Raw genomic sequence first — 13504 nt, forward strand, 5'->3', positions numbered from 1 at the left:
CCATGCCGGCCTCCCATCCAGCCAGCACGGTGAATCAGAAACAGGCTGATTTGGGAATCCCAAATCGATTCAGACTAACCCCATCCCGCTTTAGCTGATCGGAGTCGCGAGCTAGCACGTCTTTTTTGTTCGCCTTCGCTATTCGTATAGAAGCTTAACCCCCGAAAATGCGGTCAGTGTTTGGTGAGCGCGCTGGGGCTCAAAACCAAGGACCGCCCGGGTGTGGAAAAGCTCCGTGGAGCGGCGGCCCCTACATGGAGGGACTACTGAGGGATCCGCAAGGCTGACGAGTGAGCACGTGCTCGCGCAAGTCTTCGAGCACGTTCCCGTTCCAGCATTGATGGTGCTTTTGGGAGTAGGCAAGCAACACCATGACGCCCAAAGCGACCACAGTGCATCCGGTTACAAAGTTCTGCATCATGCACTCCAGAGCAGACTCTGAGTGGCTACCCGGGGGGCATCTTACCGCAGGCAACAGAAACGCGAAATCCACCACGTGAAGGATTCACGTGTCCTGAGGCAGTGGGGCATATTTCGGCCGAGGCCGGTACCGGGGCCTCGCATTCGATACGCGGGAGCGTGTCCTCACGAGGCTCTTGATCCGAGCCCACACGGGCCGTTTTTGTTCAGCTGCTGATTTCGCTTAAGGCATTGATTTAGCTTGGTGAGCGCGCTGGGGCTCGAACCCAGGACCCCGTGATCAAAAGAAAGGTGCTCTTGCCATTTTCTCCAACGATTCCAGCGGGCAGAGTTTACAATCTCAACCGGTTTTAGAGCTCGAACAGGCGCCAAAGCGACGGGATTGCAAATCGCTGTTCGGCCTTCTTGGCGGCGCTCTGAATCTGCACGCGCCGCTCCGTCTGGCCGTCGTCGAGCAGCTTGATCGCGCCGCGCGCGAGGCGGAATTTCGAAACCTTTATGGCTGATCGACCATCTGCTCGGACATACCGACGATCGCGCTGACCATCTGCGTTGCGCAGCCGACCTCCAGCAGCATGCAGACGACAGAGTTTCTTCCGGAGACCGTGGAATATGCGATGTGGAATGATCGAGGCACAGCAGCCTTGCTTTCGCGCTGCAGCAAAGTCTCCGTCGGGCCCTTTGCTTCGATTGCATTGAAAATCGGGGGCCGTTGGGTTTCACTCAGCAGCAACCGAAGCCTCGAGCCCTTGGTCTGTCGGATGCAGGCGACGTCGAATTTTGGGGTGCAGGAGACGCACGGGATCCTGGACCGCTTCCAGGCCGAATTCCGTGGCTCGAGCGAAGGGCTCGGCTGGTCGTCGGCCTACGCTTCGGTGCAGCGTGAACGGCCGTTTGACGGGCACTTCCACGCACTGTCAGACAATCTGATGGTGTTGCATCGGGGTGGCCCGGTCGACATCACCTACGTGATGGAGGGCAAGTCGGTCGCCCGGCACATCCCGCGCGGCGGCGTGTTCTTCTTGCCCGCAGGCCATGCCTGCAACGTGGTGCTGCGCGAGGCACTGGAATCCACCCACATCTATCTGCGCTCCGACCTGTTCGCGGGCCGCGACGGAGGCTCGAGCTTCATCGGCGGGCTGGCGCCGATGCTCGGCGATCAGGATGCCGTGCTCGAGCATCTGGCCGCTGCGATCGGCGACACCATCACCGGCGGTCTACCGGCCTCGTCGCTGTTCGTCGATCCGATCGCGCAGGCGATCGCCAACCGCTTCGTCGCGATCAATTTCCACAAGCCGAGCGTGGAGGCCGGCAAGCATCCAAACCTGCTCAGCGTCAAGCAGATGGCGCGAATCCGCGAATTCGTCGATGCCAATCTCGATACCGATGTCCGGCTCGACCAGTTGGCGGAGCTGTCCGGTCGCAGCACCGAATACTTCGTGCGCCTGTTCAAGGCGACCAGCGGCGTCTCACCCTATCAATACGTGCTCAATTTGCGCATCGAACGCGCCAGGGTATTGCTTGCCGACGAGACGCAGAGCCTCGCCGACATCGCGCTGGCCTGCGGCTTCTCCCATCAGGAGCACTTTACGCGGATGTTCCGTCGCTTCACCGGGCTGACGCCGGGGCGATATCGGCGTAGCCACTAGTCCCGGCGGCAGGCGCGGGTGCGGCCCGGCTGCTACGCATTATTTTTCCGGTTTTGTGCAGATTTTCTCCGGTTTCGTGCAGGCCGCCACGGCCGCTCGCCGCTAGCTTTCTCCCAACAAGACGAGACTGCCGGTCCGCCGGCTTGGGAGAAATGCCATGAGTACGGCGATGCCGGATGCCGGAAGCGCATCCATCGCACGTGTAGCGGCGACCGGTGATGCCAGCCTGGGCACCTTTTTCTATTGCTCGCAGCGATATCGCGTGGTGTTCGGCGCCGGCACCTCGACGCGGCTCGGCGAGGAGAGCGAGCGCCTTGGCATCAAGCGGGCGCTGGTGCTCACCACCAATGCGCAACAGGATCTCGGACGCCGGCTCGGCGCGGGCCTCGGCGACCGGCTCGCGGGTCTCTATGCCGGCGCGCGCATGCATACGCCAGTCGAGGTGACTAACGAGGCGCTTGGCATTGTCGAATCCCGCGACGTCGACGGGCTGGTTGCGATCGGCGGCGGCTCGACGGTCGGGCTCGGAAAGGCGCTGTCGCTGCGCACCGGGCTGCCGCATATCGCTGTCCCGACCACCTATGCCGGATCGGAGATGACGCCGATCCTTGGCGAAACCGCCAACGGCATCAAGACCACGCAGCAGTCCCAGGATCTGGTGCCGGACACCGTCATCTACGACGTCGATCTCACCGTCAGCCTGCCGCCGCACATCTCCGCCGCCAGCGGCCTCAACGCGATCGCCCACGCCGTCGAGGCGCTTTATGCGCCCGACGCCAATCCTCTGACCTCGCTGATGGCGGAGGATGGCATCGCCGCGCTCGCCCGCGCGCTGCCGCGCATCGTGGTGGCGCCCGCCGATCCCAGCGCCCGTCGCGATGCGCTCTATGGCGCCTGGTTGTGCGGCGTCTGCCTCGGCGCGGTCGGCATGTCGCTGCACCACAAGCTCTGCCACGTGCTGGGCGGGATGTTCGATCTGCCGCATGCCGAAACCCACGCGATCGTTCTGCCGCATGCAGCCGCCTACAACGCTGCGGCTGCGCCCGACGCGATGACCCGAATTGCGCGGGCCTTGCGCGCGACGGATGCGCCGCAAGGGCTGTTCGACCTCGCGCGCCGCCTCGCACTGCCGCGCCGGCTGGCCGACATCGGCATGCCCGAGGGCGGCATTGCGCGCGCCGCCGAGATGGTCGTGCGCAGCCCCTATGCCAATCCAAGACCCGTGGAGCGTGTCGCGATCCAAGACCTGATCGCGGCGGCTTGGCGTGGCGACGCGCCTGCGCGGAACTGACATCCGAGCTCAAAGGACGACACGATGGCCAATTTCAACGAGCATGATCTCACCGACGAAGTGCTCCGCAGCTTCGCCAACACGCCGAACAAGCGGCTGAAGTTCCTCGTCGAGGAGACGGTCAAGTCGCTGCACGATCTGGTACGCCGCACCGATCTCACCTTCGCCGAATGGAATCAGGCGATCGAATTCCTGACCCGCACCGGCCAGACCTGCACGCTGCTGCGTCAGGAGTTCATCCTGCTCTCCGACGTGCTCGGCGTCTCGATGCTGGTCGACGCCGTCAATCACCGCGAGCGCGAGGGCGCGACCGAGACCACGGTGCTTGGCCCGTTCTATGTCGGCGAGCACCGCGTCATGCCGCACGGTGCCAATATCTCCGAGGGCATCGACGGTGAGGTGATGTTCGTGCAGAGCCGCGTCACCGACCTCGCCGGCAAGCCGCTCGCCGGTGCCGAGATCGACGTCTGGCATGCCGACGACGACGGCTTCTACGATTCGCAGAAGGCCGATTACGCGACCCACGGTCCGTCGCTGCGCGCGCGTTTCGTCACCGATGCCGACGGCCGCATTTCCTTCCGAACCATCCTGCCGTGCAGCTATCCGATCCCGACCGATGGCCCGGTCGGCGATCTCATCACGACGACGAAGCGCCATCCGATGCGGCCGGCGCACGTCCACTTCCTGGTCAAGGCCGAGGGCTACGAGCCACTGATCACCCACGTATTCCTCGATGGCGACCAATATCTGCGCAGCGACGTGGTGTTCGGCGTCAAGGACGAGCTCATCGCGCGCGTCGAGCCGCGCAACGAAGCAGCGCTGCCGAACGGCGAGCGGGTCTCCGGCCCGTGGCACCTGATGACCTACGACTTCCAGATGAAGTCCGGCGCCGGCCTGGTGCCGAAGCCGATGATGGCCGCGGAATAACGATCACAGCCAACAATACGACCAAGGAGAGGAACATGACCAGCAAACCTGTTGAGACCGACGTGCTTGTCGTCGGCAGCGGCCCGGCCGGCGCGACTGCGGCGGCGCTGCTCGGCATGTACGGCGTCAAGCACATCTTGGTGACGAAATATGGCTGGCTGGCTGACACGCCGCGCGCCCACATCACCAACCAGCGCGCGATGGAGGTGCTGCGCGATCTCGGCCTCGAGGACAAGGCGGTGGCGCAGGCGGTGCCGCAGCATCTGATGGCCAACAACGTGTTCTGCGAAAGCCTCGCCGGCGAGGAGTTCGGCCGGCTCTATTCCTGGGGCAATCATCCCTGGCGCAAGGCGGATTACGATCTCGCCAGCCCGACCCGGATTTGCGACCTGCCGCAGAATTTGCTCGAGCCGATCCTGATCGAGGCCGCCGGCCAGCGCGGCACTTCGCTCTGCTTCAACACCGAGTTCGTCGACCTGGTGCAGGATGCCGACGGCGTCACGGCAACGGTGAAGGATCGGCTATCCGGCGAGACCTACCAGATCCGCGCGAAGTATTTGATCGGCGCCGATGGCGGCCGCAGCCGGGTTGCCGAGGTGATCGGGCTGCCGATGGAGGGTCAGATGGGCCGCGCCGGCAGCATGAACATCATCGTGCAGGCGGACTTGAGCAAGTACGTCGCGCACCGGCCGAGCGTGCTGTACTGGGTGCTGCAACCCGGCGCGGAGATCGGCGGCATCGGTGCTGGCCTGATCCGCATGGTGCGGCCATGGAACGAATGGCTGATCATCTGGGGCTATGACATCGAGCAGGGCGAGCGCAAGCTCAGCAATGACGAGGCGATCTCGATCGTGCGCAATCTCGTCGGCGACGAGACGCTGGAGGTCAAGGTCCGCTCCACCTCGACCTGGACCGTGAACGAGATGTATGCCGGCCACTATTCGTCCGACCGTGTGTTCTGCGTCGGCGACGCCGTGCACCGCCATCCGCCGACCAACGGCCTCGGCTCCAACACCTCGATCCAGGATTCCTTCAACCTGTGCTGGAAGCTGAAGCTCGTGCTCGAGGGCCATGCCGCACCGTCGCTGCTCGAGAGCTATTCGGCGGAGCGCCAGCCGGTCGGCAAGCAGATCGTGACCCGCGCCAACAAGAGCATCGGCGACTTCCCGCCGATCTTCGAGGCGGTGGGGCTGGTCGCCTCGACCGATCCAGCCGAGGCCCGCAAGGCGATCGCCGCGCGCAAGGCGCCGACCGCCGAGGGCAAGGCGCGCCGCAAGAAGCTCTATGAGGCCATCGCCAACAAGAGCTACGAGTTCAACTGCCACGGCGTCGAGATGAACCAGCGCTATGGCTCGACCGCCGTGGTGTCCGACGGCACGCCGATGCCGGCCTTCAGCCGCGATCACGAACTTTATTATCAGGCCACCACCTGGCCCGGCGCGCATCTGCCGCATGTCTGGGTCGAGCATCATGGCCAGCGCAAATCGACGCTCGATCTTGTCGGCAAGGGCCGTTTCACGCTGCTCACCGGGATCGGGGGTGATGGCTGGAAGGCGGCGGCTGCCGCAATCGAGAAGGCCTACGGCCTGCCGGTCGATGTCGTCACCATCGGCCCGCAAGGCTGCGACGCACTCGACATCTACGCCGACTGGTATCGCCAGAGCGAGGTGGACGAGGACGGCTGCGTTTTGGTGCGCCCCGATATGTACGTCGCCTGGCGCGCCAAAGAGGCGGCGGCGAATGCCTCCGAGGTGCTGCTCGACGTATTCGGCCAGATCCTCGGCCGCAGCGCGCAAGCGAAGTCCGTCGCCGCCGCGTGATGCGGCGCGACGCCGGCAATTGTGTTCAGAACGAAATGAAACGGCAGCCGGCATGCAACCGGCCTGCCTCAAGGAGGGGAAAATGAGCAAGGATCAATTGAGCGTCATATCTTTCGATCGCCGCCGCGTGCTGCAGGGCATCGCCGGTGGCCTCGCCGCTGCCGGCAGTACGACGTTGTTCGCGCCTTCCGTGCGCGCGGCCAACAAGCCGATCAAGATCGGCTATGTCTCGCCGAAGAGCGGACCGCTCGCTGCCTTCGCCGAAGCCGACGATTTTGTGCTCGGTGAATTCCGAAAGTTCATCAAGGACGGCGTCAAGGTCGGATCGCAGACCTATCCGGTCGAGGTGGTGACAAAAGACAGCCAGTCGAATCCGAACCGCGCCGCCGAGGTCGCCAAGGAGCTAATCACCCGCGACAATGTCAGCCTGATCGTGGTCGGCGCCACGCCCGAGACCAACAACCCTGTGGCGACGCAGTGCGAGCTCGAGCAGGTGCCATGCATCTCCTCCGTCGCGCCTTGGCAGACCAACTTCATCGGCCGCCAGGCCAATCCCGGCGATCCCAAGAGTTGGAAGCCGTTCGACTATACTTTCCATTACTTCTGGGGGCTGGAAGACGTGATCGGCGTCTTCACCAGCATGTGGAGCCAGGTCGCGACCAACAAATCGGTCGGCGCACTGTTTCCGAACGATGCCGACGGCAACGCCTGGGGCGACACCACGATCGGCTTCCCGCCGGTGCTGGCCAAGCAGGGCTTCAAGCTCACCGACCCCGGCCGCTTCCAGAACCTGACCGACGATTTCAGCTCGCAGATCGCGGCATTTCGTGGCGCCGATGCCGAGATCATCACCGGCGTGATCATCCCGCCCGATTTCACCACGTTCTGGAACCAGTCGCGACAGAAAGGGCTCAAGCCGAAAGTCGTGTCGGTCGCCAAGGCGTTGCTGTTCCCCGCATCGGTGCAGGCGCTCGGCAAGGGCGGCAACAACATCTCGACGGAGGTGTGGTGGACGCCGACCCATCCTTACAAGTCGAGCCTCAGCGGCGTCAGCGCCGCCGATCTCGCCAAGCGATATGAGCAGGCTTCCGGCAAGCAATGGACCCAGCCGATCGGCTTCGTGCATTCGCTGTTCGAGGTCGCGATCGACGCCATCAAGCGCTCCGGCGATCCAGCGGATGGCGCGGCGCTGGCGAAGGCGATCGGCGCCACCAAGCTCGATACGATCGTGGGCCAGATCGAGTTCGGCTCTAGCGCCGTGCCGCCGTTCGCCGCGAAGAACATCGCCAAGACGCCGCTGGTCGGCGGGCAATGGCGGCTCAACGGCGACAAATACGACATGGTGATCACCGACAACAAGCTGGCGCCGCAGATTCCGCTCGGCGGCGACATGCAGGCGCTGAGCTAGCGCGCCAGCTTCGGGCGTTGTTGATCGGAGATGCGCGGCACGTCCGCGCATCTCTTCAGACCATTTTGAGAGCGAACATGCTCGAACTCCATTCCGTCTCGAAAAGGTTCGGCGCCATCGTGGTCGCCGATGCCATCGAGCTGACGCTTGCGTCCGGCGAGGCGTTGGGCGTGATCGGGCCGAACGGCGCCGGCAAGTCGACGCTGTTCAATCTCGTCACCGGGCTGTTGCGGCCGGACGCCGGTCGCATCGCACTCGATGGCGTCGACATCACGGGCCTTTCTCCGGAAGCACGCTGCCGCGCCGGCATCGGGCGCTCATTTCAGATTCCGCAACCGTTCGACCACCTTTCTGTGTTCGAGAACCTCGCGGTCGCCGCCTTGTTCGGCGGCGGCCTCTCCGAGGCCGACGCCGTCCAGCATTGCGGCCGCATGCTTGCTCTCACCGGCCTCGAAGCCAAGGCCAACCGGCTTGCCGGCAGCCTGCCGCTGCTCGATCGCAAGCGGCTCGAGCTGGCCCGCGCACTCGCCACCAAGCCGCGCACGCTGCTGCTCGACGAGATCGCGGGCGGCCTCACCGATGCCGAGTGCCACGAACTGGTCGAGACCATCCGCACCATCCATGCCGAAGGCGTCGGCATCATCTGGATCGAGCACGTGGTGCATGCGCTGCTCGCGGTGGTGCAGCGGCTGGTCGTCTTGAACTTTGGCAAGATCGTCGCCCAGGGCGCGCCAGTCGACGTGATGCGCTCGCGCGAGGTCGAGACGATTTATATGGGCGTGCCGGCATGACCGCGCTGCTCAATGTCACGGCGCTCGATGCGTTCTACGGCGACTTCCAGGCGCTGTTCGGCATCGACTTCGAGCTGAACGAGGGCGAGGCGGTCGCAGTGATCGGCGCCAACGGCGCCGGCAAGTCCACCATGCTGAAGTCGCTGGCCGGTCTCGTCCGCAATCGCCCCGATGCGATCCGCCTGCGCGGGCGGGCGATCGGCGATATATCCGCCGCCAGCATCGTCCGGCTCGGCCTCGCGCTGGTGCCGGAGGGTCGCCAGCTGTTTCCCTCGCTCAGCGTCGAGGAGAACCTCTTGATTGGCGCATATGGCGGCAAACGCAGCGCGCCTTGGGATCTCGCCGCGGTCTACCGCATGTTCCCGGTGCTGAAGGAGCGGCGGCGCGGCGCCGTCACCGCGCTGTCGGGCGGGCAGCAGCAGATGGTGGCGATCGGCCGCGCGCTGATGTCCAACCCCTCGGTGCTGCTGTGCGACGAGATCAGCCTCGGCCTCGCGCCGATCGTGGTGGAGGACATCTATCGCATGCTGCCGCAGATCCGCTCTGGCGGTACCGCCGTCGTGCTGGTCGAGCAGGACATCGCCCGCGCATTGCGCGCTTCGGATCGCTTCTACTGTTTGCAGGAGGGACGAGTGACGCTGAGCGGACGGCCAAGGGATGTCGATCAGGACACCATCCGCGCGGCCTATTTCGGAGCATGAGGGAGCGATGAGCGGGTTCGATACCATCATCGAAGGCGTGCTGCTCGGCGGCGTCTATGCGCTGTTCGCGCTTGGCCTGTCGCTGATCTTCGGCATCATGCGCCTGGTCAATCTGGCGCATGGCGATCTGATCCTGCTTGCCGCCTATCTGGTGCTCAACGCCACCGCCGCGTTCGGTCTGTCGCTTGCGGCCGCATCCCTGCTGGTCGTCATCACGATGTTCGTGCTCGGCTTCGTGCTGCAACGGCTGGTGCTAGAGCGGGTGCTCGGCGACGACATCCTGCCGCCGCTGCTCGTCACCTTCGGCCTGTCGATCGTGATCCAGAACGGACTGCTGCTCGGCTACGGCGCCGACAGCCGCCGTCTGCAGGCAGGCGCGTTCGAATCCTCGTCGGTGGCGCTCGCCCCCGGCCTGAGCGTCGGGCTGGCGCCGCTGACCGCGCTGGTAACGGCGGTTGCCGCCGTCACGCTGCTCCAGCTCATCTTCTATCGCACCTCGCTCGGCCGCGCCTTCCGCGCCACTGCGGATAATCCCGCGATCGCGCAGTTGATGGGCATCAACGAGCGCAATGTCTACGCCATCGCGGTCGGACTGTCGCTCGCAGTGTCGGTGATCGCCGCTGTTGTGCTCGGTATCCGCGCCAGCTTCGATCCGTCGATTGGACCGGCGCGGCTACTCTATGCGTTCGAAGCCGTGATCATCGGCGGGCTCGGCAGCCTGTGGGGGACGCTGGCGGGCGGCATCGTGCTCGGGTTGGCGCAGGCGATCGGAGGGCGGATCAATCCGGAATGGCAGATCCTGGCCGGCCATCTCGCCTTCCTTGTTGTGCTGATGGTGCGGCCGCGCGGCCTGTTCCCGGCGAGGCGGGCATGAGCGTTGAAAGCATCCATATCCCGGCAAGCCGCGAGCAGCGCCCGGCGGACGCGCCGGTGTGGCAGGTTCGGGTCGGCACGCGGCTGTCGCGCGTTGCGGCCGTGGCCGGCATCGCGTTGATCGTGGCGCTGGCCGCGCTGCCCGCGATCGCCTCGCGCAACCTGATCCAGGATCTGATCTTCGTCTTCACCATGCTGACCTTGGCACAGCTCTGGAACGTGCTGGCCGGGTGGGGCGGGCTGATATCGGTCGGGCAGCAGGCGTTTGTCGGGCTCGGCGCCTATGCGCTGTTTGCCGGCATCGTGATGGCCGGGCTCGATCCGGTCGCGGCGATCCCGCTGGCCGGACTGTTCGCGGCGGTGGTCGCGGCGGTGCTCGGGCCGCTGCTCTTCCGGCTGGACGGGCCATATTTCGCGATCGGCAGCTGGGTCGCCGCCGAAGCGCTGCGGCTGATCTGCGCCCAGTTCAAGTCGCTCGGCGGCGGCACCGGGATGTCGATCTCGCCGAGCGAACTGTCGCAGATGGTCGGGCTGAAGGCGGTGCAGGCGCTGCTTGGCCTGCGCCCGGCGGCCGCGCGTGACGTGCTGGTTTACTGGCTGGCGCTGTTGCTCGCCGTGCTGGTCACGCTCGGCATCTACGGCTTCATGCGCTCGCACCACGGTCTTGCGCTGGCCGCAAGCCGTGACAACGCAGCGGCCGCGCGCAGCGTCGGCGTCCGCACCGCGCGGACTCGCTACGTGCTGTGGATCGTGGTCGCGTTCGCCACCGGCATGGTCGGCGCCGTGGTTTATTTGCAGAAGGCGCGTATTTCGCCTGATGCGGCCTTCAGCGTCACCGACTGGACCGCCTATGTCATCTTCATCGTCGTGATCGGCGGGGTGCGTACCATCGAAGGCCCGATGGTCGGCGTGCTGCTGCTGTGGGGGCTCGTCACCTATCTCGCCCAGTATGGCAGTCTCTATCTGGTCGTGCTCGGTACGCTCGCCATCCTGATTATGTTGTTCATGCCGGGGGGCATGTGGGGTGCGGCAGCCCGGCGCTGGCAATTACAGCTGTTCCCGACACAACGCCGGCTCGGCCGCAGCTGCTAGGCCAGTCCAATGCCGTTACGACTAACCTCGTGCTGGGCATCCTCCTCCGGATTGCGATTGCAGGAGTCGTCGGCTGGCAGGCCTCTAGCTTATCCCAATGGAAAGATGGGCTTTAATTTCAAGAGCTTCGTGGTGAGCGCGCTGGGGCTCGAACCCAGGACCCTGTCCAACCAAACTGCGTGCGCATATTCGTAGCCGTGAAGGAAAGGTGAGTCCGCCGGAACTTCTTGAAAGCCTCTCAAAGATTCTCGCAAGTAAGCCAGTATTTCTTCCACTTTGTTCTCCTGCATGGGACCGCCAATTTGCGTCCTTCACGAGCGTCCTGTGCGGCGGGTGATTGAGCCATTCTGATCTATTGATGAGAATTAAATCGAGATAGCGAATTTCTCGCGAACGATGGGTGCAAAAAAGCAACGACTTCAGTTGGAGCGGGGACATTCGACGGGGGACATCAAGGGGACAAAGGGGACATCGGGGACATTTCCGTGGGCGAGAACGCACCGACAAAAAACGGTTGGTCTGGGTTTCGCCTTCAAAAAATTCTGAACCCCACCCCCAACAGGAGTTCAGCCGCGCAAGCACAGTCGTTCCAATGATGGATTGGAGCGAGAGTTTAAGTTTTTCAATTGGTTAGGGAGCGGCGTGTGCACGACGTGTGCACCGGGAGATCAAGAAAAATCTCGCCTCAGCCAATGTGAGCAGGGCAGGCGAGATGGTTGGACAGACCGACACTGCCGAGAGCAACGACTTATTGCTCGCCGCAGAGGGACGCGAGTTGAAAATTCCATGGCGTCTGTTTGCGGTGGATGATGTCTATCGGTACGCCTCCGATGGCCATTTCGTGCCCTTATGCGCGTCAAGATATCAGCTCTGCCGGCAGCTACGTCTTGATGTCACCTGACGTGAGCCGAGGGAGTTCCAATAGCTGCAAGCAGATCAAGATCGGCATCGTGTTTGATTTCAACGTAATTGGCATTCCAGTAGACGAGGTTCGCATTGAGGGTTCCTCCCGGAATGTTCCGAATATGTCGAGCGGCTGTAACGACCTCTCGTCATGTTTTGCGCGCGGGGATGTGGCGACCAACGACAGCGAGCGCGAGGGTAAGACCGATCATGGCGACGCCTAGCATCAGGAGATAGCCGTCCTTTCCGCCGATCGTGATCACCGTTGCACCGGCAAAGGCACTGAGGATGGCTCCAAGCCGGCCAAAGGCGAGGGCGGAGGCCGTGCCCGTGGCCCGGACTGAGGTGGGATAGACGTAGGCGCACACGGCATACATGGTCGACTGCACGGCATTGGCGAAGAAGCCCTGCACACCGAACCCTGCTATCAGAATGCTCGCCTCCAGTGCGATGTTCACGCGGGTCAGGTAAAGCGCGGTGGCGGCGCCGAGGAAGCTGCACAGCAGGAGCGGCCAGCGGGAGCCGTACCGGGTGATGGCCATGGCGCAGGTCAAAGCGCCGAGCACGCCTCCGAAGTTGTAGGCCGTCAAACCGGACCCTGCGATCGCGACGTCCAGCCCCTCGGACGTCAGCATCGTCGGCAACCATGTGAAGGCGCTATAGACGGCAAGCAGGTTTAGAAAGAAGGCGCACCAGAGCGCGATCGTGTCGCGGGCCCGGCCCTTCTCGAACAATGCAGGAAAACCCTCGCGCTTCTCAATTCTTTGCTCGCCTAAATCTGTGAAGACGATGTCGGCTGCGACCGGACGCGAGATTCGTCCGACGAGCCGGCGCAGCTCGGCCCAACGGGCGGGCCGGCGCGTCAGAAAACGGGGCGTCTCCGGAAGTATGAACAACAGAATGAATCCGAGGAGCACGGCCAGAGCTCCGCCAAGAAAGAATAGGGCCCTCCAACCGAGAGTCGGCAGGACCAGGCCGGCGAACAGACCGGCGAGCATGCCTCCAAGCGGGACGCAGACGATGGTCGCGGTAATGGCGAGCGTCCGCCGACGCTCGGGTGTGAATTCCGCCGCAACGGTGGTGGAGCTCGGCAAGGCTCCGCCAATGCCGAGTCCCGCAATAAATCGCAGTGTGCCAATCTGCCAGAGGTTGGCTGCAAAGCCGATGCAGAAGGTTGCCAGCCCGAAAACCATCACGCTGACGATCACGGCGCCACGTCGTCCGAACCGGTCAGCGAGGAGGCCCGCGAAGGCGCTTCCTATTCCCATTCCGACCAGCCCGGCCGCAAGTGCGGGAGCAAAGTCGCCACGGGTAACGCCCCACTCCTTGATCAGAACGGGCACGGCGAAGCCAATCAGCTGTCCATCGAACCCGTCCATGATGATCGACAGGGCGGCGATGAAGACGACCATTTTCTGCAGGACGGTCCAGGGACCATTATCAAGGAGCTGCCCGATGTCCAGGGAAGGATATGCGCTGCCGCGGCTGCTCACCTCACCGGGAAGGCGAGTTGGATTGGAGCCGGTTGCCGCGATATGCGGAGCGGACAAGGGGCCCATGGGGTACGACTCTGTCACAACTTCCCTCCTTTTTGTTTTGCATAGATGTGTCGGATCAGGGTGACGTCCG

General features: G+C 63.9%; 11 protein-coding genes. 9 read left to right on the top strand and 2 right to left on the bottom strand.

What is annotated here, in order from left to right:
• Window positions 1-916: 916 nt before the first annotated feature.
• Window positions 917-1153 (bottom strand): hypothetical protein, encoded by a 237-nt coding sequence (locus tag M2427_RS32020; RefSeq protein WP_280710803.1) that lies wholly within the window; start codon window positions 1151-1153, stop codon window positions 917-919.
• A 28-nt stretch (window positions 1154-1181) separates the two neighbouring features.
• Between M2427_RS32020 and M2427_RS32025 the strand changes: the two genes are divergently transcribed.
• From M2427_RS32025 to M2427_RS32065, 9 genes are all read left to right on the top strand, one after another.
• A complete protein-coding gene (locus tag M2427_RS32025) occupies window positions 1182-2069 on the top strand; it encodes an AraC family transcriptional regulator (RefSeq protein WP_280710804.1) in 888 nt (295 codons plus the stop codon).
• A gap of 169 nt (window positions 2070-2238) precedes the next feature.
• The gene (locus M2427_RS32030) at window positions 2239-3360 is read left to right on the top strand and encodes a maleylacetate reductase (RefSeq protein ID WP_280710892.1); all 1122 of its coding nucleotides are present in this window, start codon (window positions 2239-2241) and stop codon (window positions 3358-3360) included.
• A gap of 24 nt (window positions 3361-3384) precedes the next feature.
• Window positions 3385-4287 (top strand): intradiol ring-cleavage dioxygenase, encoded by a 903-nt coding sequence (locus tag M2427_RS32035; RefSeq protein ID WP_280710805.1) that lies wholly within the window; start codon window positions 3385-3387, stop codon window positions 4285-4287.
• Between the two features lie 35 nt (window positions 4288-4322).
• Window positions 4323-6107, top strand: coding sequence for an FAD-dependent monooxygenase (locus M2427_RS32040; RefSeq protein ID WP_280710806.1), 1785 nt, complete (start codon window positions 4323-4325; stop codon window positions 6105-6107).
• 82 nt (window positions 6108-6189) lie between these two features.
• Window positions 6190-7515: an ABC transporter substrate-binding protein gene (locus M2427_RS32045; RefSeq protein WP_280710807.1), complete on the top strand. Its 1326-nt coding sequence runs from the start codon at window positions 6190-6192 to the stop codon at window positions 7513-7515.
• Window positions 7516-7592: 77 nt separating this feature from the next.
• Window positions 7593-8306: an ABC transporter ATP-binding protein gene (locus tag M2427_RS32050; protein WP_280710808.1), complete on the top strand. Its 714-nt coding sequence runs from the start codon at window positions 7593-7595 to the stop codon at window positions 8304-8306.
• On the top strand, window positions 8303-9007 hold the full coding sequence (locus M2427_RS32055) for an ABC transporter ATP-binding protein (protein WP_280710809.1): 705 nt from the start codon (window positions 8303-8305) through the stop codon (window positions 9005-9007). The genes M2427_RS32050 and M2427_RS32055 overlap by 4 nt, the downstream gene beginning before the upstream one ends.
• Before the next feature lie 7 nt (window positions 9008-9014).
• Window positions 9015-9881 (top strand): branched-chain amino acid ABC transporter permease, encoded by an 867-nt coding sequence (locus tag M2427_RS32060; RefSeq protein ID WP_280710810.1) that lies wholly within the window; start codon window positions 9015-9017, stop codon window positions 9879-9881.
• Entirely contained in the window at window positions 9878-10972 is a 1095-nt protein-coding gene (locus M2427_RS32065; RefSeq protein ID WP_280710811.1) for a branched-chain amino acid ABC transporter permease, read from the top strand. The genes M2427_RS32060 and M2427_RS32065 overlap by 4 nt, the downstream gene beginning before the upstream one ends.
• 1052 nt (window positions 10973-12024) lie before the next feature.
• Here the strand turns inward: M2427_RS32065 and M2427_RS32070 are convergent.
• Window positions 12025-13434, bottom strand: coding sequence for an MFS transporter (locus M2427_RS32070; RefSeq protein ID WP_280710812.1), 1410 nt, complete (start codon window positions 13432-13434; stop codon window positions 12025-12027).
• Window positions 13435-13504 lie beyond the last annotated feature (70 nt).

Source organism: Bradyrhizobium sp. BR13661, assembly GCF_029892425.1.
In the GTDB taxonomy this organism is placed as follows: Bacteria; Pseudomonadota; Alphaproteobacteria; order Rhizobiales; family Xanthobacteraceae; genus Bradyrhizobium.

Bases quoted from the DNA above. Each gene is read 5' to 3' on its own strand.
- M2427_RS32065 (WP_280710811.1), top strand. From the start codon at position 9,878: ATGAGCGTTGAAAGCATCCATATCCCGGCAAGCCGCGAGCAGCGCCCG.
- M2427_RS32050 (WP_280710808.1), top strand. From the start codon at position 7,593: ATGCTCGAACTCCATTCCGTCTCGAAAAGGTTCGGCGCCATCGTGGTC.
- M2427_RS32060 (WP_280710810.1), top strand. From the start codon at position 9,015: ATGAGCGGGTTCGATACCATCATCGAAGGCGTGCTGCTCGGCGGCGTC.
- M2427_RS32025 (WP_280710804.1), top strand. From the start codon at position 1,182: ATGCAGGCGACGTCGAATTTTGGGGTGCAGGAGACGCACGGGATCCTG.
- M2427_RS32070 (WP_280710812.1), bottom strand. From the start codon at position 13,434: ATGGGCCCCTTGTCCGCTCCGCATATCGCGGCAACCGGCTCCAATCCA.
- M2427_RS32045 (WP_280710807.1), top strand. From the start codon at position 6,190: ATGAGCAAGGATCAATTGAGCGTCATATCTTTCGATCGCCGCCGCGTG.
- M2427_RS32035 (WP_280710805.1), top strand. From the start codon at position 3,385: ATGGCCAATTTCAACGAGCATGATCTCACCGACGAAGTGCTCCGCAGC.
- M2427_RS32055 (WP_280710809.1), top strand. From the start codon at position 8,303: ATGACCGCGCTGCTCAATGTCACGGCGCTCGATGCGTTCTACGGCGAC.
- M2427_RS32030 (WP_280710892.1), top strand. From the start codon at position 2,239: ATGCCGGATGCCGGAAGCGCATCCATCGCACGTGTAGCGGCGACCGGT.
- M2427_RS32040 (WP_280710806.1), top strand. From the start codon at position 4,323: ATGACCAGCAAACCTGTTGAGACCGACGTGCTTGTCGTCGGCAGCGGC.